We start from the raw sequence: 18558 nt of genomic DNA, 5'->3' as shown, positions 1-18558 counted from the left end.
GCAGTGCAGAGCATCGGGTAACTGGCTCGCCGTACCGACAGTGGGCCACCCTCAAAACCACAGGCATTTGCTATGAAATCGATCTTCACTTTGCTGGCCCCCTTGGTTGCAGTCGCCTTTGCTGCGGGCGCTCCCGCCATGGCGCAGCCGGTCGAAAGCCGCGCGGCGCAGATGAGTTTTGCCGATATGGTGGATTTGGCCGATGGCACGCCGCTGGTGCTGCGCGCGCAGATCAAGGATCAGGCGCTGGTCGAACCGGAACGGTCACCCGGTCTCGCACCCGGTTTCGCCCGGTTGTATATCGAAGCGCGCACCAGCGCCCTGATTACCGGAACGGTGCCGATGGGCGAATCACTGCGCTATCTGGTTGATGTGCCGCTGGACGCGAAGGGCAAAGTGCCCAAGCTCAAGAAACAGGAAGTAATGCTGTTTGCCCGCCCGGTGCCCGGTCGCCCCGGTCAGTTGCAGCTGGTCGATCCCACTGCACAGTTCCTTTATGACCCCGGCTTCGAGGCTCGGCTTCGTCCGGTCCTGTCGGCCTTGTTGGCGCAGGATGCGCCGCCGGTGGTGACGGGTATTCGCGATGCGTTGACGGTCGAGGGCACGCTGGTGGGCGAATCGGAAACCCAGCTGTTCCTGGACACGCGCGGCGACGGTCCGGTTTCGGTGACCATCGTGCGGCGACCGAATCAGGCACCGCGCTGGGGCGTTTCATGGACCGAGATTGTCGATCAGTCCGCCCGCGCGCCGCAGCCCGGTACGCTGGCATGGTACCGCCTCGCCTGCGCCTTGCCCGAACGGCTGCCCAGTGACGCCAGCCTCGCCCGCGATTCGCGCGTGCGGGCAATCACTGCGCGGGATTACGCCTTCATGCTCGAACAGCTTGGCCCCTGCACGCGCAACCGGGGCTAGTCAGCCGCCAAGACAAACTGTTTCCCTCCGCCCGCCCGCCTGCGCTAGGCGGCTGGGCATGGAGCCGTTCTGCCACACTTTTCGCGTGCGCTATGCCGAGGTCGACCCGCAAAGCGTCGTCTTCAATTCGCGCTATCTGGAATATGCCGATATTCTGGTGACCGAGTTTTATCGTGATCGCCGCGCGCACGGTATGCTGGCCGATATCGAGTTTCACGTGCGCCGTGCCGAAGTGGATTATCTGCGTCCGATTCGCGGTGACGAACTGATCGAAGGGCGCTTGTCGGTCGAGCGAATCGGCACCAGCAGCATCGAACAGCGCGTTGCGCTGCACGGGGCCGATGAAGGCGAGCTGCGCGCCGAAATCACTATCATCGCGGTCCATGTTGAATTGCCAATTGGCCAGCCCATGCGCGTACCAGACAGTGTGCGCCGCGCGTTCGGCTTCCCCGTGACGGAGACTGCACATGGCTGAACCGCTGCGGATTGCCCTGGCCGGGCTGGGCACTGTGGGTGCCGGAGTGGTGCGCCTGCTCGAAGCCAACAGCGCGCTGGTCGCGCGCCGGGCGGGACGGCCTATCGAGATCACTGCCGTCAGCGCGCGCGAGCGGGGCAAGGATCGCGGAGTCGACCTGACCCCCTATGCCTGGGTCGATGATATGCAGGCGATGGCGGGCCGCACCGATGTCGATGTGGTGGTCGAGCTGGTCGGCGGCTCTGACGGTCCGGCGCTGACGCTGGCGCGCGCCGCCTTGGATGCGGGCAAGGGGCTGGTCACTGCCAACAAGGCGATGATCGCCCATCACGGGCTGGCGCTCGCCGAACTGGCTGCGCTGCACGGCGCGCCGCTGCGTTTCGAAGCGGCAGTGGCTGGCGGCATTCCGGTGGTGAAGGGCCTGCGCGAAGGCGCATCGGCCAATACGATCGAGCGGATTTACGGCATCCTCAACGGCACCTGCAATTACATCCTGTCCGAGATGGAGCGCACTGGCGGCGATTTCGCCGATATGCTGCGCGGCGCTCAGGATCAGGGCTTTGCCGAGGCGGACCCGGCCTTCGATATCGAAGGCGTGGATGCGGCGCACAAGCTGGCGATCCTCGCCGCCATCGGGTTTGGCGCACGCATAGATTTCGCTGCCGTGGCGACCACTGGTATTGGCGAGGTCAGCGCCGCAGATATCGCTCAGGCCGATGCGCTGGGGTTTGTGATCCGGCTGGTCGGGGTCGCCAGCCTGTCCACGCGGGAAGGCGAAACGCCGCATCTGCTCCAGCGCGTGCGGCCATGCCTGGTGCCGCGCGGCCATCCGCTGGCGCATGTTACCGGCGCAACCAATGCCGTGGTCGCAGAGGGCGATTTCGTCGGGCGGTTGCTGTTTCAGGGTGCGGGCGCAGGCGATGGACCTACCGCCAGTGCGGTGGTGGCCGATCTGATCGATATCGCGCGTGGTGACCGGACCGCGCCATTCTCTGTCCCGGTGGCGGAACTGGAAGCCTTTCCCAAGGCGGATCCGGGACACCGGCTGGGCCGCGATTACATCCGCTTTACCGTGACCGACCGGCCCGGAGTTCTGGCGGAGATCACCGCCGCCATGCGCGATGCGGGGGTTTCCATCGAAAGCCTGATCCAGCGCGGGCGTGCCAGCAATGGCGGCGATGTGCTGGTCGCGATGGTCACACACGAAGGGCCTGAGCGCTGCGTAACCAAGGCGGTGGATTTGCTCAGCGGCTCGCCTAGCCTGACGGCTCCGCCGCTGGTGATGCCGATTCTGAAGGACTGACCGCCGCATCCTCGGAATTTGCGGGGGGCAGGCCCAGTTGGTCAGCGCCCACCTGAACCGCGCCCGGCGTCGCCACATCGCGCCCCAGCGGGGGCAGCCCGCGCGAAATGCGATCGGCGTCGGAGCCGGGCGGCGCATCGGGCAGGGTGGAGAAATCGATCATATATGCAGGCGGCGGCGGACATTTTTGCAGGCCCGGGATGCACATGCCGCTGATGGTTGCAGGACCGCGGAAGATGCCTGCGCCTGCTACATCCGGGGTCTGGGGCGAATCCTCGTACATGGTTTCCTGCGCGTACCGCCTGGCAGCGCGCTCCTTGTCATAGCCATATTCCGTATTGTCGGTCCGGCGGCGGCAGACCACGATTTCGCCAGAGATTGCGGCGGCTTCCTGTTCTTCGGTGCAGCGTTCGTACTCCGGGCCTTGCTCCTCCCGAGCGGTGCTGGCGAGCAGGTCGATGCGTTCGGGAGGTTCGCCCTGCGCGCCATCCTGAGAGAGCTCCTGCGCAGACGCCGGGTGAAGCGGGAAGAACAGCATTGCAATCGCGACCACAGGCCACCGGCGGCTCGACAATAGGAGTCTCCCTGTCTATCGGCTCGGCGCATACGATTGCACCGCGCCCCTCGCATTCGTCGGGGCCAATCACCCGTGAAGGACTGAACCGCATATGAACTCGCCCGCCGACAACCCGCTCGACCGTATCCTTGTGCTCGAGCTGGTCCGCGTGACGGAAGCCGCCGCAGTGGCCGCTTCCAAGCTGATCGGACGCGGTGACGAAAAAGCCGCCGATGCCGCTGCGGTCGAGGCTATGCGGGAGGCGTTTGACGAGCTGTATATGGATGGCACCGTGGTGATCGGTGAAGGCGAACGCGACGAGGCACCGATGCTGTATATCGGCGAAAAGGTCGGCGGCGCGCCGGGCAAGGGGCCCAGGATCGACATTGCACTCGACCCGCTTGAAGGCACCACCATCACCGCCAAGGCCGGCCCCAATGCGCTGGCCGTGCTGGCGGCGGCGGAAGAGGGAGGACTGCTCAATGCGCCCGATGTCTACATGGACAAGCTGGCGGTCGGTCCGGGCTATCCCGATGGCGTGATCGACCTTGCCAAGACACCCACCGAAAATGTCCAGGCGGTTGCCGCTGCCAAGGGCGTTGCGCCTGCCGACATCATTGTCTGCGTGCTCGACCGGCCGCGGCACGGCGATCTGATCGCGGAATTGCGCGGGCTGGGCTGCGGCGTGGTGTTGATCGGTGATGGCGATGTCGCAGGCGTAATCGCGGTGACTGACGAAGACACCACGATTGACATGTATATGGGCCAGGGCGGCGCCCCTGAAGGCGTGCTGGCGGCGGCCGCTTTGCGCTGTGTCGGCGGGCAGTTCAATGGCCGCCTCATCTTCCGCAATGATGATGAGAAAGCGCGCGCGCGCAAATGGGGCATCGACGATCTCGACCGCATTTATACGCGTGACGATCTGGTGAAAGGCGACTGCATCTTTGCCGCCACCGGCGTGACCTCCGGCTCGCTGCTCGACGGCGTCAAATACCGCCGTGACGGACGCATGACGACCGAGAGTGTGGTGATGCGTGCATCGTCGGGCACGGTGCGCTGGATCAAGGGCGAACACAGCGCGAAATAATCCGCAAACCGGATCGCGCATGGACCACATACCGGGGGGTTTTCGAAAATATCCGGTCATCCCCGCGAGCCTGCCAATTCGCCGCTTCCGGTCGCCAGGCCACTGCGCCGAAACAGGCGGAAAAGTGCGGAATTGTCGGCTTTCCGGCGGATTGCCGTCATCCGGCCCCGGTATATCACCGGTTGGAACAAGCCGGTTTCCAGCCGCCAGATCAGCGTGTCATCTGTCACCTTCCGATAATCCTGTCGGGGAGCAGAGAAGCGGCCCGATCCCGGCGGCATCATCACCCTGTCCCATGCGGCTGCGAAACCTTCCGCCCCGGCACGCGCCCGCAGGCGATAAGCGCTCGCGCGCGTCATCCCGGCCTCGCGCGCTGCGGCACTGACCGAGCCGGTCAGATAAAGCTGCGCCAGAAATTCGCACTGCCGCACCGCGCTCCACCCATCGCTGCGCGCCCGAAGTGGGACAGGATGGAACAACGGTGGCCGGCTGCGGACACGGTATGCGGGGGGTTTGGGCATCTGCCAGTTTAAGGCAGATCATGCGCGTGTAGGAAAATGGTTTGTCCGCAACTAGGGTTGAAAGCGGACGTTCGCTAGGATAGCTTGTGCAGTCGTCCAAGACTTCGTTCGGACACGGAAAGGCGTTCTCTTGACCTGCAAGCTTTGCGACCGCTTCTGGGAATCATTCTGGATGAGTTGCGACGCTTGGGAGAGGCAGCACTCGAACGAGAACGAACTCTTTGCCAACGAGTCGGAACAGAGCTGGGAACTCATTCAGCGTGCAGCAAAGCTAGACGACTGTGACCCCGAAGCCGCTTTTCAGTTCTATGTCACAGCTGCGAATAATGGTTCGGTATGGTGCATGGAGGCGGTTGGCTGGCGATACTGGTCCGGGTCCGGTGTCATTGCCGATCTAAGCAAGGCTGAAGATTATTATCGCCGGGCCGTATCCGGGGGAGCTTGGATGGCGCGGATCGGCTACGCTCGGCTGCTTTCATCTATTCAACGCCACGAAGAAGCCGAAACAGTTCTTAAGGACGGTATGGATACTGGTTTCCATCCCTTGCACTTCTGGCTCGCCCGAACCCGTTACGATAGAAGCGAGTCACCCGAAGTGGCGCGCGAAGTCAGACCCATGCTCCGACATGCCGCACGGGAAGGGCATCTAGGCGCGCAACAGATGCTCTCGCGAATGATGCTGACTGGAAAGTTCGGATTGCTTGAAATCCCGCGTGGCATAGGACTGGCAGTGAACGGGGCGTTGAAGTTCGCTTCTGCACGACATTGATTCCACCTAATTGGCCACTTGGCCAACGTCCGCAATTGGGTCGTAAGTGGTCGTTGCCCAAGCAACCCTCTACCCCGCCCTTCTAAGCCCCATCTGTTGCAATCCCGTGACCCTGCGCTAAGCCGCGCTTTGCCGATTCCCGCTGCATCAGGACCAGCCACCGCATGAAAATCATGGCCGCCAACTCGAACTTGCCACTTGCCAGAGCCGTTGCCGGCTATCTCGAGCTGCCGCTTGTCGATGCCCAGGTCCGCCGTTTCGCTGACGAGGAAATTTTCGTCGAAATTCACGAGAATGTGCGCGGCGAAGATGTTTTCGTGGTCCAGTCGACCAGCTATCCGGCGAACGACAACCTCATGGAATTGCTGATCTGCATCGACGCGCTCAGGCGTGCCTCGGCGCGGCGCATTACCGCGGTTGTGCCCTATTTCGGCTATGCCCGGCAGGACCGTAAACCCGGCCCGCGCACGCCGATCTCGGCCAAGCTGGTGGCCAATCTTATTACCGAGGCGGGGGCCGACCGCGTGCTCGCAGTGGATCTTCACGCCGGACAGATTCAGGGCTTCTTCGATATCCCGACCGACAATCTCTATGCCGCGCCGGTGATGGCGGCCGATATCCAGGCGCGGTACGGAGATCAGGATCTGATGGTCGTCAGCCCCGATGTCGGCGGTGTGGTTCGCGCCCGCGCACTGGCCAAGCGACTCGACAATGCGCCGCTGGCAATTGTCGACAAACGCCGCGACCGGCCGGGCGAATCCGAAGTGATGAACATCATCGGCGATGTCGCTGGGCGTCACTGCATCCTGATCGACGATATTATCGATTCGGGCGGCACGCTGTGCAACGCGGCGCAGGCCCTGCTCGATCAGGGCGCGAAAAGTGTCGCGGCATATATCACGCACGGCGTATTGTCGGGTGGCGCAGTGGCGCGGGTTGACGGTTCGGCGCTGAAGGAACTGGTGATCACCGATACCATCCGCGCGACAGATGCGGCGAGCGATTCCAAATCGATCCGCATCCTCACCATTGCTCCGCTGATTGGCGAAGCAGTGCGCCGCATTGCCGATGAAAGCAGCGTCAGCTCATTGTTCGATTAAGCCGCGCCATTGGGCTCCGCCGACGGGTCGCGCCACGGCTGGATCGCGCCCTGGGGCAGCAAATCAAGCGCTTCGATCCGGCGCGCCTGACGGACCTCAAGATTGAGCCGCAACAGCGAATGGGGTGCCTGTTTGAACTGGCGCGGGGTCATGCCGAAGAAATGCCGGAGCTCGCGGATCTGGTGTGACTGGTCGAAATAGCGCAGCCGCAGCTCCGCCTCCTCATCTTCCATCGCCACGCCCATCAGCGCGGCTGCCAGATCCAGCGCCCGTGCGCGGCGCAGCACCTGCTTGGGCGGCAGACCGTAATCGCGCTTGATGATCCGTTCTACGGTGCGCGGGGTAACGCGCTGGTCCTCGGCAAAGGCCAGCAGGGTCATCGTCGGATCGCGCAACGTGGCCATTTCAAAGGCCTGCGTGATGGGATCAGGCGATCTGGCCCCGAATTTGCCGAGAAATTTGCGCAATTCGCGCTCGAGCGCGGCGAGCCATTTGTCCGGCGTGTCGTCCGGGCAAAACCGCCTCGCCAATTCGCCATGCCCCACCAGCTTGCTGTGCTCGACAATCCGGTCGATCATATCCGGCTGTGCAGGCCCGCCCATCGCCGTCGCCGCGCCGGGGCCAAGCTGCACCGTAATGACCTTGATCGTGCCTGACATCGTAATCTGCATCGCGCGGCTGTGCGGGCCGAAATAATATGCCCCGCCGTCAATGCCGGGTTCCAGAGGAACTGTGCCGTCGCGGGTTTCGGCGCGCGATTTGCCGCCGAACATGATGCGCAGGCAGGGCAGATCATTGAGCATGCTGCCTTGCAATTCGGCACCATCAGGCAATGTGGCATCCGTCGCGCTGAACCATGTGAACCAGGGCCGTAAGTCTTCTGCAGGCGCGTGGTTGAACGCCAGCGGATGGCCGTCCCGTGTCTGACCAGTATGCGATACCAGATTGTCCGGCTTGGCGCCGGTATCATTGTGCTGGTGCAATCCCATGCCCCCGAATGCTGCGGCCCTCGGACTGTCGCATTTGTACAGTTTGGCAGCGATTCGACAAGCAGCACAAAAGGCTAGGCCGCTCCAGTCAGGGCTGATAGCGGGCGGCGCATGGCCACTTCCCGCGATCTCGCCCTTGCCAACCGCCTTGCCGATGCCGCTGGCGCAGTGATCAAACCGCTGTTTCGCGGCGATTGGAGCGATGAACGCAAATCCGACGCCTCCCCCGTCACCGAAGCCGACCGCGCCGCCGAGGCCGCGATGCGCACGCTGCTTGAAGGCGAGGCCGCCAGCGACGGGATTATCGGCGAGGAATATGGTACGCTTAATGAAGCTGCCGCGCGGCAATGGGTGCTCGATCCCATCGACGGCACGATCAGTTTCATGTCGGGCCGCCCGATCTTCGGCACACTGATCGCGCTGATGCAGGATGGCTGGCCGGTGCTGGGCGTTATCGACCAGCCGATAACGGCCGAGCGCTGGGTTGGCCGCATCGGTCAGGGCACAACTTTCAACGGCAAGCCGGTGCAGACGCGGCGCTGCCGGTCGCTGGAGGCGGCAACGCTGGCCACCAGCAGCCCGCATTACTTCACCGCGCATCAGGCCGATCATTACATGGCGCTGGCCAAAGCGGTTGGCGGCGGCGCGCAGCAGGGCATGATCGTCTATGGCGGCGATTGCTACAATTACGGTCTGCTCGCTTCGGGCCATCAAGATGTGATCTGCGAGGCGGGCCTGAAAATCCACGACTTCGCGGCACTGGTGCCCGTCGTCGAGGGGGCAGGCGGGCTGATGTGCGACTGGGCGGGCGAACCCCTCCACGCCGAAAGCAGCGGTGAGGTGCTGGCGCTGGGCGAACCGGCCCGGCTGGAGGACGCGCTGGAAGCGATGGGTATGCAGGACCACACGCATTAGCGCTTCGGCAATTGCGATCTGCTATCAGCGGCAAGCAGAGGGAGCGGCATGACAGCAGGCGCGGACAATTCAGCATCGGCTGGCCCAAGCGACGCAATGTCGCGCGCTTTGCGGGCGTTTCCGTTGTTTGTCATGGCGGCTGTCACGGCCATCGAGCTGGCACTGGCAGACCGCAAATACGGCATTTTTACCGGCGGTTTCGGGCAATCGCGCGCGGTTGATAGCGCGGCTGACCTCGCATGGTTTTTCAGCGGCTATTTCGTCGCTCAGGCGCTGATCGGGCTGGCCGGGTGGTGGCTGGCCACCAGGCTGGCGCGGTCTCGGCCCGCGTGGGCGGTGTGCTTCCTGTTCGCTCTGATCAACGGCGCGCTGTTTCTGGCTATTCTGGCAGCGCAGTATCAATTGGCTTCTTTTTTCAGCGATGCGGTCGGTTTTGCCCTGCTCAAGCAATTGGGTGGGGGCAGCCTGGCCGATGCGCTGCTGTTCGGACTGAGCGAGATCGGGATGGCACTGCTGGCGCTGGCTGTGCTGGCGCTGGCGGCCTTTGTGCTGTGGCGCGCCGCGCGCCGCGTTTTTCCCGCCGATATGCCCGCCGCCCGGCCTTCGCGCGGGCGCTGGTTGGTGATTGCCGCAGCGCTGTTCGCCGGGCTGAGCTGGACGGCAAACCGGAGCGGAACCGATGCGCCTTTTGGGCTGGCGCGGATGCTGGGCTGGTCAGCGGCCAATGGCGCACTCAACACGCTCAGCGATGTCGACCGCGATGGCTATGGCCTGTTCGCGGTCCAGCATGATGCGGCACCATTGGATGATACGCGCCACCCGCTGGCGCTGGATATTCCGGGCAATGGCGTGGACGAAGACGGCTATGGCGGCGATCTGGTGCTGGTCCCGCTAAGCTCGCCACAGGGGCCGCAGCGGCTGGCCGGCACGCGGACGAATCTGATCATTGTCGTGCTTGAATCGACGCGGGGCGATGTGCTGGGCAAGCGGATCGGCGGCAAGGTGGTGGCGCCCAATCTCGAAGCTCTGGCGCAAACCGGCGATGTCGCGCGGCCGGTGTACAGCCATGTCGGATTTACGACCGAGAGCCTCAAATCGCTGTTCTCCGGACAGCTTGCCCCGCGCCGCGGCGATGCTTCGCTGTTCACCGATCTGGATGCCAGCGGTTACCGGATCGGCGTGTTTTCGGGCCAGCCCGAGGATTTTGGCGACATCGCCGCGACGGTCGCGATGCGGAGCGCGGCGGATGTGTTCGTCGATGCCGAAGCGCTCAGGGAAAAGCGGGCCTTTGAGTTTGCCGCCAAGGGGTCGCTGCTGGTCGATGAGAGCCACCTGTTGTCCGCCTTTGATGCGGCGCTGGGCGGCATAGCTTGGGAGCAACCGCACTTCCTCTATTTCAATTTCCAGTCGGCGCATTTCCCCTATTTCCATGAAGGTGTCGCGCCTCGGCTGGTGGCGGAGCCGCTCGATCGCGCGGAGATATCCGCTGAACGGGCGCAGGAGGTCGCGGCCACCTATTGGAACGCGGTGGCCCATGCCGATGCTACGCTGGGGACGCTGATCGCGCGCCTCAAGGCGCAGGGAGTGTGGGACAACACGCTGCTACTGGTGACCGGCGATCATGGTGAGGATCTGTTCGAAGGCGGGTTCCTTGGCCACGGCCATATCATCAACACGCGCCAGTTCGCGACCTTGCTGGTGGCGAACCGGCCCGGGGTGCTGCCTGACGGTCCGATTGGCCTGTCCGATATCCGGGCGATTGCGCTGGCTGCGCTGCGCGGCAAAACTCCAGAAGTACCCACTGTGCCGCCGTTCCTGCATATCGGCTCGCTCGATGCCCCGACCGCCATTGGATTGTCCGGCCCAAATGGCGCGCTCACCAGTCTGCGGCTGGATACGGGGCTGGCGTGTTTCGTCGAGGCGAACCGCTGCGCGCCTTATGAGGATTTGACTGGGAAAGACCGCCAGCGCGCCGATGTGGCCATCGCACGCTGGGGTAGCGAGCGCTGGCGCGAACATTCGCGGCGCTGAATTGGCCCGTGGCAAGGCGGCCCGGATCGACTAACAAGCGGCGATGACAGAGAGTTTGCAAGGTAAGGTCGCTTTGGTGACCGGCGCGGCGCGGGGGCTGGGGTTCGCCATTGCCGAGCGTCTGGCGCAGCACGGTGCGCAGGTGTGGCTGGGCGGGCGCGGTGTTGCGGCGCTGGATGAAGCGGCGAAGCGAATCGGCGGTAATACGCAGTCGCTGCCTTTCGACATCACCGATGACGCGGCGACCGCAGCAGCTGTCGCGCGCCTGGAGACAGAGGGCGGGCTCGACATCCTGGTCAACAATGCCGGCAACCGTGACCGCAGGCCGCTGGGCCAGCTTGACCGCAATGATATGCGGGCGATGCTGGAGACCAATCTTGTCGCGCCCTTCGACCTTGCGCGCCGCGCTGCGGTGCTGATGGCGGCGCGAAAGGCCGGGCGTATTATCAACATCACCTCCATCGCGGCGGAAATCGCGCGCGGCGATGCGCTTTACACGGCCAGCAAGGGCGGACTGGCCGCGCTGACCCGCGCGCTGGCGGCGGAGCTTGGGTCCGCGCGAATCACTGTGAACGCAGTCGCACCGGGTTACTTCGCCACCGAAGCGAATCGCGACATGGTGGCCGACCGCGAGATTGCCGCGCATCTGGCGCGGCGCACTTCGCTGGGCCGCTGGGGCGAACCGCACGAAGTGGCGGGCGCGGTCGCCTTTCTCGCCTCCGACGAAGCATCTTATGTCACCGGCAATACGATCGCGGTCGATGGCGGCTATCTCGCCCACTTCTGAAAGCTTGCATTCCTGGCCAGTTTCGCTAGGAGCGCGCGCTTCACCGACACGTGATTTATGTGCCGGCCTGGCGACAAGGGCTGCCAGGGCTGGTTCGACGTGTCTCTGACCAAGGAGATGAAAATGCCCAAGCTGAAGACCAAGAGCGGCGTCAAGAAGCGCTTCAAGATTACCGCTACGGGCAAGATCAAGCACGGCGTCGCTGGTAAGCGCCACCGTCTGATGAGCCACAATGCCAAGTACATCCGCCAGAACCGCGGCACTTCCGTTCTCGCCGAATGCGATTTCAAAGCGGTGAAGAAATGGGCCCCCTACGGCCTCGGTTGAGCCCGTCTGTTTTTCAGGAGTACTAGAGCATGTCCCGTATCAAACGCGGTGTAACCACCCGTACCAAACATAAGCGGCTTCTCGAGCAGGCCAAAGGCTATCGCGGCCGCCGCAAGAATACCATCCGCGTTGCGCGCCAGGCAGTCGAAAAGGCTGGCCAGTACGCATATCGCGACCGCAAGGTTAAGAAGCGCAGCTTCCGCGCCCTGTGGATCCAGCGCATCAATGCTGCGGTCCGGGCCGAAGGCCTGACCTATTCGCAGTTCATGCACGGCACCAAACTGGCCGGCATCGAGCTGGACCGCAAGGTGATGGCCGATCTGGCGATGAACGAAGGCGCTGCCTTCAAGACGATCATCGAACAGGCCAAGAAGGCGCTTCCCGCCTAAGGCCCTGCCATCGCAGACAATTTGAAAAGGGGCGTTCCGGTGAGGAGCGCCCCTTTTTTCATGTCGGTCGGTATTTATTTGCAATGTGTTGGCGCGTTATTACAGCCGGATGTGGGGCGCGATTAAGGGGGCGCACTTGCATCAGGATTGCCGGATTGATATGCGTTTTTTTGCGCTACCAGAGGATCTTGCTCCCTATTTCACGACCTTCATCCGGTTCGACATCGATGTGCCCAAGGGTCGGAAGGTCACCGAGCAGCTGCAACCCGAATGGGGCACGCTGCGCTTTTTCACCGCCCATCTCCCGTCTGGGAAAATCGGTGACAACCCTGCGTTAAGCGGTGCGCGCTTCGTCGTCTCAGGCCCCAGTTCGCGGCCAACCCACTTTTCTGTTGGCCGAACCCGAATGTGGGGCATCGGGCTGCTGCCGCTCGGCTGGACGCGTTTTGTGGGGGTGAAGGCCAGCAATTTCGCCGACACGCTTGCCGATGGCGAGACAACTGCTGAGTTTGCGAAATTCGCGCCGCTGTGCGCCCATTTGTGCCGCGGTCCGGCCGACGACGACCGGCAATTTGCAGCGCTGGTTTCATTCTTTCGCGGGATCGGGCGTGAGCCGCGCAATGCGGCGCGGTTGCTGGCGGTTCACGCCGCACGGGTCGATCCCGGTCAAATGCAAGTGGCCGATCTGGCCGCCACTGCCGGGGTGCCCAAACGCACGCTAGAGCGGCTGTGTCTCAGGCATTTCGGCTTCTCACCGCATGTGTTGCTGCGCCGCCAACGGCTGATGCGTAGCCTGAGTGCCTTTATGCTCGATACGCAAAGCACCTGGTCGGATGCCATCGACAGACAATATCATGACCAGTCCCATTTCGTTCACGAGTTTCATTCTTTCATGGGGGTCAGCCCCAGCGAATATGTCGAGGCTCCGCGCCCGATCATGACAGCAATCATGACCGAGCGGCAGCGGGTTATGGGGTCCGCAGTGCAAACCCTCGATAAGCCGAAATAACGCTTGAAGACCATGCATCTTTACGACACCTGATCAGGTCAATGGCTGTTCTTGGTACGATAAAGCTTCTTGCACATCATCACAGGATCGCGCCTGTATGAGCCGTCCTCAGCCCGATGACTGTGTGACCCTGCGCTTTTTCCTGCCGCCGGAGCAGCTGAAGCCTTTCATCACAACGCTGTATTATATGGAAGTTTCGGGCGAGGCGGCAAATCCGATTGAAGACTGGCTACACCCCGAATGGGCCAATCTGCGCATCTTCAATCGCCGTTCGGTGGAAGCAGCGATCGGCACCCAGCCGGTCGCGATGATGCCGCGCGCGGTTGCGGCGGGGCCGACCAGCTATGCCACCCTGTTCCGTACCAGCAATGTGAAGAGCTGGGGGATCGGCCTGTTGCCGCTTGGCTGGGCACGGTTCGTGGGTGCTTCGGCGAAGGATTATGCGGATCGTCTTTGCAACGCCGAAAGCGATCCGGCGATGGCCCGGTTGGGGCCGCTGGCAAGGCGGCTGCACGCCCCCGGCCGCACCGTTGCCGAAGATCGCGATACAATCGTCGCCTATCTGACCCGCCTGCTTGAAGACCCGCCGCCACGGCGCGAAACAGAACTGGTGCGGTTGCAGGCGGCGCTGGTCGATCCGGCGATCAAGGATGTTGCCGGGCTGGCCGCCGCTGTCGCGACTACGCCGCGCACTCTTGAAAGGTTCTGCGCCTCCGCCTTTGGGTTTACGCCGCAAATGCTGCTGCGCCGTCAGCGGTTCCTGCGCAGTCTTGCACATTTCATGCTCGACCCGTCGCTGAAATGGATTGAGACGCTGGACACACATTACCATGACCAGGCGCATTTCGTCCGCGATTTCAAGCGCTTCATGACAATGACGCCGTCCGAATATGCCGCTCTGCCGCATCCCGTGATGATGGCCGCAGCACAGGTGCGCAAGTCGGTGGCGGGTGAAGCAGTGCAGGGGCTGCATCGGCCCGCCCGCCCGGCGTAACCGCCGATTGGGGCTTGGGCACGGGCGCGCGAAGCGCTAGGGGCGCAGCACGTTTTTCCCCGCAATCACCGAAACATTTTCCTATGACCACCAACGACACATTGCAGAGCGAAGCGCTGGCGCGCATTCTTGCCGCCACAGATGCCCCGGCGCTGGAAGCGCTGCGGATCGAATATCTGGGCAAGCAGGGTTCGATTTCTGCGCTGATGAAGACGCTGGGCAAGATGTCGCCCGAGGAACGTCAGGCGCAGGCTCCCGTTATTCAGGCGCTGCGCACTACGGTTGCAGATGCATTGGCCGCGCGCAAAGAAACATTGGAAATTGAAGAACTTGAGCGGCGACTGGCGAGCGAGACGCTCGACCTCACGCTCCCCGCGCCAGAGGCTCCGCGCGGATCGGTGCATCCGGTCAGCCAGGTGATGGACGAGCTGGCGGAAATCTTTGCCGATCTGGGTTTCTCAGTCGCCACCGGGCCTGAGATCGAGGACGACTGGCACAATTTCACTGCGCTCAACATGGCCGAAACGCACCCCGCACGCGCCATGCATGACACGTTCTATTTTCCGCAAGAGGGTGCGGATGAAGCGCTTGATCAGGCGCCGAACACTGGGGCGAACACTGCTGCAAACAACTCCCGCATGTTGCTGCGCACACACACCAGTCCGGTGCAGATCCGCAGCATGATGAAGCAGGGCGCACCGATCCGCATTATTGCGCCGGGCCGGGTCTATCGCAGTGACAGCGACGCCACGCACACGCCGATGTTCCATCAGGTCGAAGGGCTGGTGATCGACAAGGATATCCACCTCGGCCATTTGAAATGGACGCTGGAAACCTTCCTCAAGGCATTTTTTGAGCGTGACGATATCGTGCTGCGCCTGCGTCCCAGCTACTTCCCGTTCACCGAACCCAGTGTCGAGGTCGATGTCGGCTGGCAGGACGTCAAGGGGCCCAATGGCTCCCGCCGCGTGCTGGGCGGGGATGGCGATGCGCCGGGTCACGGCTGGATGGAATTGCTGGGCAGCGGCATGGTCAATCGCAAGGTCATCACCTTTGCCGGGCTGGACCCTGACGAATGGCAGGGATTTGCCTTTGGCGTGGGCGTCGACCGGCTTGCCATGCTGAAATACGGAATGGACGATCTGCGCGCCTTCTTCGACGGCGACCAGCGCTGGCTGGACCATTACGGCTTTTCGGCATTCGACCAGCCGACCCTTTCCGGCGGTGTGGGAGCAGCGGCATGAAGTTCTCGCTCGAATGGCTCAAGCACTTCCTCGACACCGAAGCGACCGTGCCGGACATCGCTGCCGCGCTGAACGCAATCGGTCACGAGGTTGAGGGGATCGAAGACCCGGCGCAGAAGCTCGATGGCTTCCGCATTGCCAAGGTCCTGACCGCGGCCAAACATCCCGATGCCGACAAGCTGCAGGTTCTTTCGGTCGATACCGGCGCGGGTGACCCGTTGCAGGTGGTGTGCGGCGCGCCCAATGCGCGCGCCGGAATGCTCGGCGTGCTCGGTCTGCCGGGCGCGGTGGTCCCCGCCAATGGCATGGAACTGCGCAAGAGCGCGATCCGCGGTGTCGAATCAAACGGCATGATGTGTTCGGTGCGCGAGCTCGAGCTGGGCGACGAGCATGACGGCATCATCGAATTGCCGGAAAGCGCTCAAGTCGGCCAGAGCTTCGCCGATTACACGCAGGCATCGCCCGTGTTCGACGTGGCGATCACGCCGAACCGGCCCGACTGTATGGGCGTGATGGGCATCGCGCGAGACCTTGCGGCGGCAGGCATTGGCACCTTCAAGCCGGTCGAAATCCCGAAAATTGCGGGAACGGGCCGTTGCCCGGTCGAAATCCGCACCGACGATGCGCAAGGCTGCCCGGCCTTTTATGGCCGCGTCATTCGCGGCGTCACCAATGGATCAAGCCCCGGCTGGATGCAGCGCCGCCTGCTCGCAGCGGGGCAGCGCCCGATCTCGGCGCTGGTCGATGCCACCAATTATCTGATGCTGGCATTTGGCCGCCCGGCCCACGTCTATGACCTCGCCGAGCTGTCCGGTGCGGTCAGGGCGCGCCGTGCGCACGATGGCGAAAAATTCGCGGCGCTGAACGAGAAAACCTACACGCTGGACGACACGATGACCGTGATCGCCGACGATAATGGCGTGCATGACATTGCGGGCATCATGGGCGGCGAACATTCGAGCGTGACGACCGAGACCACCGACGTGCTGCTGGAAATCGCTTATTTCGCTCCTGAGAGCATTGGCGTCACCGGGCGCAGGCTGGGCCTCGCCTCTGACGCGCGTACGCGGTTCGAGCGCGGTGTCGATCCTGATTTCCTCGACGACGGGCTGGCACTGCTGACCGATCTGATCGTGCGGACCTGCGGCGGTGAACCCAGCGAGATTGTCCGCGCGGGATCGCCGCCAAGTGACGGCAAGGTGATCAAATTTGACACGGGCCTGACCGAATGCCTCGGCGGGGTCAGCGTTGCTCAGGAACAGCAGCGCGCGATCCTCGAAGCACTTGATTTCTCGGTCAGCGACGACTGGACGGTTACCTGCCCGCCGCGCCGCCATGACATTGAAGGCCCTGCCGATCTGGTCGAGGAAGTGGTCCGCATCCACGGGCTGGACAAGGTGGCAAGCGTCGCCCTGCCGCGTGCGCGCGGCGTCGCCAGGCCGACCGCAACCCCGCAGCAGCAGCGCGAACGCAGATTGCGCCGCGCCGCTGCGGCGCGCGGGCTGAACGAAGCCATCACCTGGTCCTTCCTCCCCGCTGACGCCGCCGGGCATTTCGCCGACGGCGCCGATCTGTGGGCGCTCGACAACCCGATCAGCGAAGACATGAAGGTCATGCGGCCATCGCTGCTCCCCGGCCTGATCACCGCCGCCAAACGCAATGCCGATCGCGGTGCGGCGGGATCGCGGCTGTTCGAAATCGGCCGCCGCTATTTTCGCGGAGCGCAGGGGGGGAGCGACGAAAAACCGACGCTGGGCGTGATCCTGGCTGGCGAGAAGACCCCGCGCGGCTGGGCCAGTGGCAAGGCCGAACAATTCGGCGCCTTCGATGCCAAAGCGGAGGCACTGGCGCTGCTTGAGTCGGCTGGTGCACCTGCCGCCAATCTGATGGTGATGGGTGAGGCGGGAAGTCAGTTCCATCCCGGCCAGTCGGCCACATTGCGGCTTGGCCCGAAGAATGTGCTGGCCCGGTTCGGCGCGCTGCATCCGGCCACCTTGAAGGCCTTCGATGTCGATGGCCCGGTCATGGCGGTGGAGATATTCCTCGACGCCATTCCCGCCCGCAAGGGCGCGGTCGGCTTTGCCCGCCCCCCCTACGCGCCGCCCGCGCTGCAAGCCATCACCCGCGATTTCGCCTTTCTGGTGCCGTCCGAACTGGCCGCTGGCGATCTGGTGAAAGCCGTGCGCGGCGCGGACAAACAGGCCATCGTCGATGCCCGCGTGTTTGACGTTTTTGCCGGACAGGGCGTGCCTGAGGGCAAGCAATCGATGGCTGTCGAAGTGGTTCTGCAGCCGGGCGATAAAAGCTTCACCGATGACGAGATCAAGACCATTTCCGACAATGTGATCGCCGCCGCCGCCAAACACGGCGCGGAGCTGCGCGGATGAGCCGCACTGCCCTGATCACCGGAGCGACCGCCGGAATTGGCGAGGCCTGCGTGCGCAATATGGTTGCTCATGGCTGGCGCTGTATTGCCACCGGACGCCGCGCGGAACGGCTGACAGCGCTGGTCGCGGAGCTGGGTGCTGACAAGGTCCATGCGGCCTGTTTCGACGTGACCGACGAAGCCGCGCGCGATGCGGCGCTGGCCGATTTGCCCGCCAGCTTTGCCGGGATTGATCTGCTGGTGAACAATGCCGGGCTGGCGCTGGGCACTGCGCCTGCGCAGGGTAGCGATCTGGACCAGTGGAAGACCATGATCGACACCAATGTCACCGCTCTGGTGTCGTTGACGCACAAGCTTCTGCCGGCACTGATCGAACGCAATGGTGCGGTGATCAATCTGTCCTCGGTCGCGGCGAATTACCCCTATCCCGGTGGCAATGTTTACGGCGGGACCAAGGCGTTTGTGCGCCAGTTCACGCTCGGCCTGCGCAGCGATCTGCACGGCACCGGCGTGCGTGTCACCTCGATCGAGCCGGGCATGGTGGAAACGGAATTCACAATGGTGCGCACCGGCGGCAATGCCGAAGCGCATCAGAAGCTGTATGGCGGGGCTGATCCCATGACCGCCGACGATATCGCGGAAACCGTCCGCTGGGTGGCGCAGCTGCCCCCGCACCTCAATATCAACACGCTCGAACTGATGCCGGTGAGCCAGAGCTATGCCGGTTTCCAGATCGCGCGCGAAAGCTGATTGCCCCTTATCCG

19 protein-coding genes are annotated in these 18558 nt (G+C 63.4%); 16 read left to right on the top strand and 3 right to left on the bottom strand.

The genetic code is table 11. From position 1 onward, the window contains the following. Positions 1–72: 72 nt before the first annotated feature. The 3 genes from FEV51_RS07300 to FEV51_RS07290 are packed head-to-tail and all read left to right on the top strand — an operon-like array spanning position 73 to position 2690. The gene (locus FEV51_RS07300; RefSeq protein ID WP_138617451.1) at positions 73–912 is read left to right on the top strand and encodes a hypothetical protein; all 840 of its coding nucleotides are present in this window, start codon (positions 73–75) and stop codon (positions 910–912) included. A gap of 58 nt (positions 913–970) precedes the next feature. Further along, entirely contained in the window at positions 971–1387 is a 417-nt protein-coding gene (locus FEV51_RS07295) for an acyl-CoA thioesterase (RefSeq protein ID WP_138617449.1), read from the top strand. Beyond that, positions 1380–2690, top strand: a complete 1311-nt coding sequence (locus tag FEV51_RS07290) for a homoserine dehydrogenase (RefSeq protein WP_138617447.1) — start codon at positions 1380–1382, stop codon at positions 2688–2690. The genes FEV51_RS07295 and FEV51_RS07290 overlap by 8 nt, the downstream gene beginning before the upstream one ends. Here FEV51_RS07290 and FEV51_RS07285 read toward each other — a convergent pair. Further along, a complete protein-coding gene (locus FEV51_RS07285) occupies positions 2644–3264 on the bottom strand; it encodes a hypothetical protein (RefSeq protein ID WP_138617445.1) in 621 nt (206 codons plus the stop codon). The genes FEV51_RS07290 and FEV51_RS07285 overlap by 47 nt on opposite strands. 94 nt (positions 3265–3358) lie before the next feature. Here FEV51_RS07285 and glpX point away from each other — a divergent pair, with 94 nt between their 5' ends. Next, positions 3359–4333, top strand: coding sequence for a class II fructose-bisphosphatase (glpX, locus tag FEV51_RS07280; RefSeq protein ID WP_138617443.1), 975 nt, complete (start codon positions 3359–3361; stop codon positions 4331–4333). Between the two features lie 56 nt (positions 4334–4389). On the opposite strand, the gene FEV51_RS07275 is transcribed toward glpX, so the two are convergent. Beyond that, a complete protein-coding gene (locus FEV51_RS07275; RefSeq protein ID WP_222927444.1) occupies positions 4390–4764 on the bottom strand; it encodes a hypothetical protein in 375 nt (124 codons plus the stop codon). Between the two features lie 220 nt (positions 4765–4984). Here FEV51_RS07275 and FEV51_RS07270 point away from each other — a divergent pair, with 220 nt between their 5' ends. Both FEV51_RS07270 and FEV51_RS07265 read left to right on the top strand, forming a co-directional pair. Continuing rightward, on the top strand, positions 4985–5623 hold the full coding sequence (locus tag FEV51_RS07270; protein WP_138617439.1) for an SEL1-like repeat protein: 639 nt from the start codon (positions 4985–4987) through the stop codon (positions 5621–5623). A gap of 164 nt (positions 5624–5787) precedes the next feature. Beyond that, positions 5788–6723 (top strand): ribose-phosphate pyrophosphokinase, encoded by a 936-nt coding sequence (locus FEV51_RS07265; RefSeq protein WP_138617437.1) that lies wholly within the window; start codon positions 5788–5790, stop codon positions 6721–6723. On the opposite strand, the gene FEV51_RS07260 is transcribed toward FEV51_RS07265, so the two are convergent. Next, complete coding sequence (locus FEV51_RS07260) at positions 6720–7712, bottom strand: helix-turn-helix domain-containing protein (protein ID WP_138617435.1); 993 nt, start codon at positions 7710–7712, stop codon at positions 6720–6722. The two genes, FEV51_RS07265 and FEV51_RS07260, sit on opposite strands and share 4 nt — an antisense overlap. Before the next feature lie 111 nt (positions 7713–7823). Between FEV51_RS07260 and FEV51_RS07255 the strand changes: the two genes are divergently transcribed. The 10 genes from FEV51_RS07255 to FEV51_RS07210 all read left to right on the top strand — a co-directional run bounded on the left by FEV51_RS07255 (position 7824) and on the right by FEV51_RS07210 (position 18544). Beyond that, positions 7824–8627, top strand: a complete 804-nt coding sequence (locus tag FEV51_RS07255; protein WP_138617433.1) for an inositol monophosphatase family protein — start codon at positions 7824–7826, stop codon at positions 8625–8627. Positions 8628–8675: 48 nt separating this feature from the next. Next, positions 8676–10658, top strand: a complete 1983-nt coding sequence (locus tag FEV51_RS07250; protein ID WP_138617431.1) for a sulfatase-like hydrolase/transferase — start codon at positions 8676–8678, stop codon at positions 10656–10658. A gap of 43 nt (positions 10659–10701) precedes the next feature. Beyond that, positions 10702–11445 carry an SDR family oxidoreductase gene (locus FEV51_RS07245; protein WP_138617429.1) on the top strand — a complete coding sequence of 248 codons (744 nt, stop codon included), beginning with the start codon at positions 10702–10704 and terminating at the stop codon, positions 11443–11445. 123 nt (positions 11446–11568) lie between these two features. Then, entirely contained in the window at positions 11569–11772 is a 204-nt protein-coding gene (gene rpmI / locus FEV51_RS07240; protein ID WP_138617427.1) for a 50S ribosomal protein L35, read from the top strand. Positions 11773–11801: 29 nt separating this feature from the next. Further along, the gene (rplT, locus tag FEV51_RS07235; RefSeq protein ID WP_138617425.1) at positions 11802–12161 is read left to right on the top strand and encodes a 50S ribosomal protein L20; all 360 of its coding nucleotides are present in this window, start codon (positions 11802–11804) and stop codon (positions 12159–12161) included. Positions 12162–12321: 160 nt separating this feature from the next. After that, positions 12322–13170, top strand: coding sequence for a helix-turn-helix domain-containing protein (locus tag FEV51_RS07230; RefSeq protein ID WP_171033066.1), 849 nt, complete (start codon positions 12322–12324; stop codon positions 13168–13170). 97 nt (positions 13171–13267) lie between these two features. Beyond that, positions 13268–14164 carry a helix-turn-helix domain-containing protein gene (locus FEV51_RS07225; protein ID WP_138617421.1) on the top strand — a complete coding sequence of 299 codons (897 nt, stop codon included), beginning with the start codon at positions 13268–13270 and terminating at the stop codon, positions 14162–14164. Between the two features lie 83 nt (positions 14165–14247). Continuing rightward, positions 14248–15408 (top strand): phenylalanine--tRNA ligase subunit alpha, encoded by a 1161-nt coding sequence (gene pheS / locus FEV51_RS07220; protein WP_138617419.1) that lies wholly within the window; start codon positions 14248–14250, stop codon positions 15406–15408. Then, the gene (gene pheT, locus FEV51_RS07215) at positions 15405–17795 is read left to right on the top strand and encodes a phenylalanine--tRNA ligase subunit beta (protein ID WP_138617417.1); all 2391 of its coding nucleotides are present in this window, start codon (positions 15405–15407) and stop codon (positions 17793–17795) included. The genes pheS and pheT overlap by 4 nt, the downstream gene beginning before the upstream one ends. Further along, complete coding sequence (locus FEV51_RS07210) at positions 17792–18544, top strand: SDR family NAD(P)-dependent oxidoreductase (RefSeq protein ID WP_138617415.1); 753 nt, start codon at positions 17792–17794, stop codon at positions 18542–18544. Before pheT ends, FEV51_RS07210 begins: the two co-directional genes overlap by 4 nt. Positions 18545–18558 lie beyond the last annotated feature (14 nt).

Origin of the sequence: Qipengyuania marisflavi (genome assembly GCF_005884405.1) — a bacterium.
Lineage (GTDB): Bacteria > Pseudomonadota > Alphaproteobacteria > Sphingomonadales > Sphingomonadaceae > Qipengyuania > Qipengyuania marisflavi.
The sequence above is the reverse complement of the archived record's forward strand: the minus strand, read 5'-3'. Positions and strand labels throughout refer to the sequence as shown.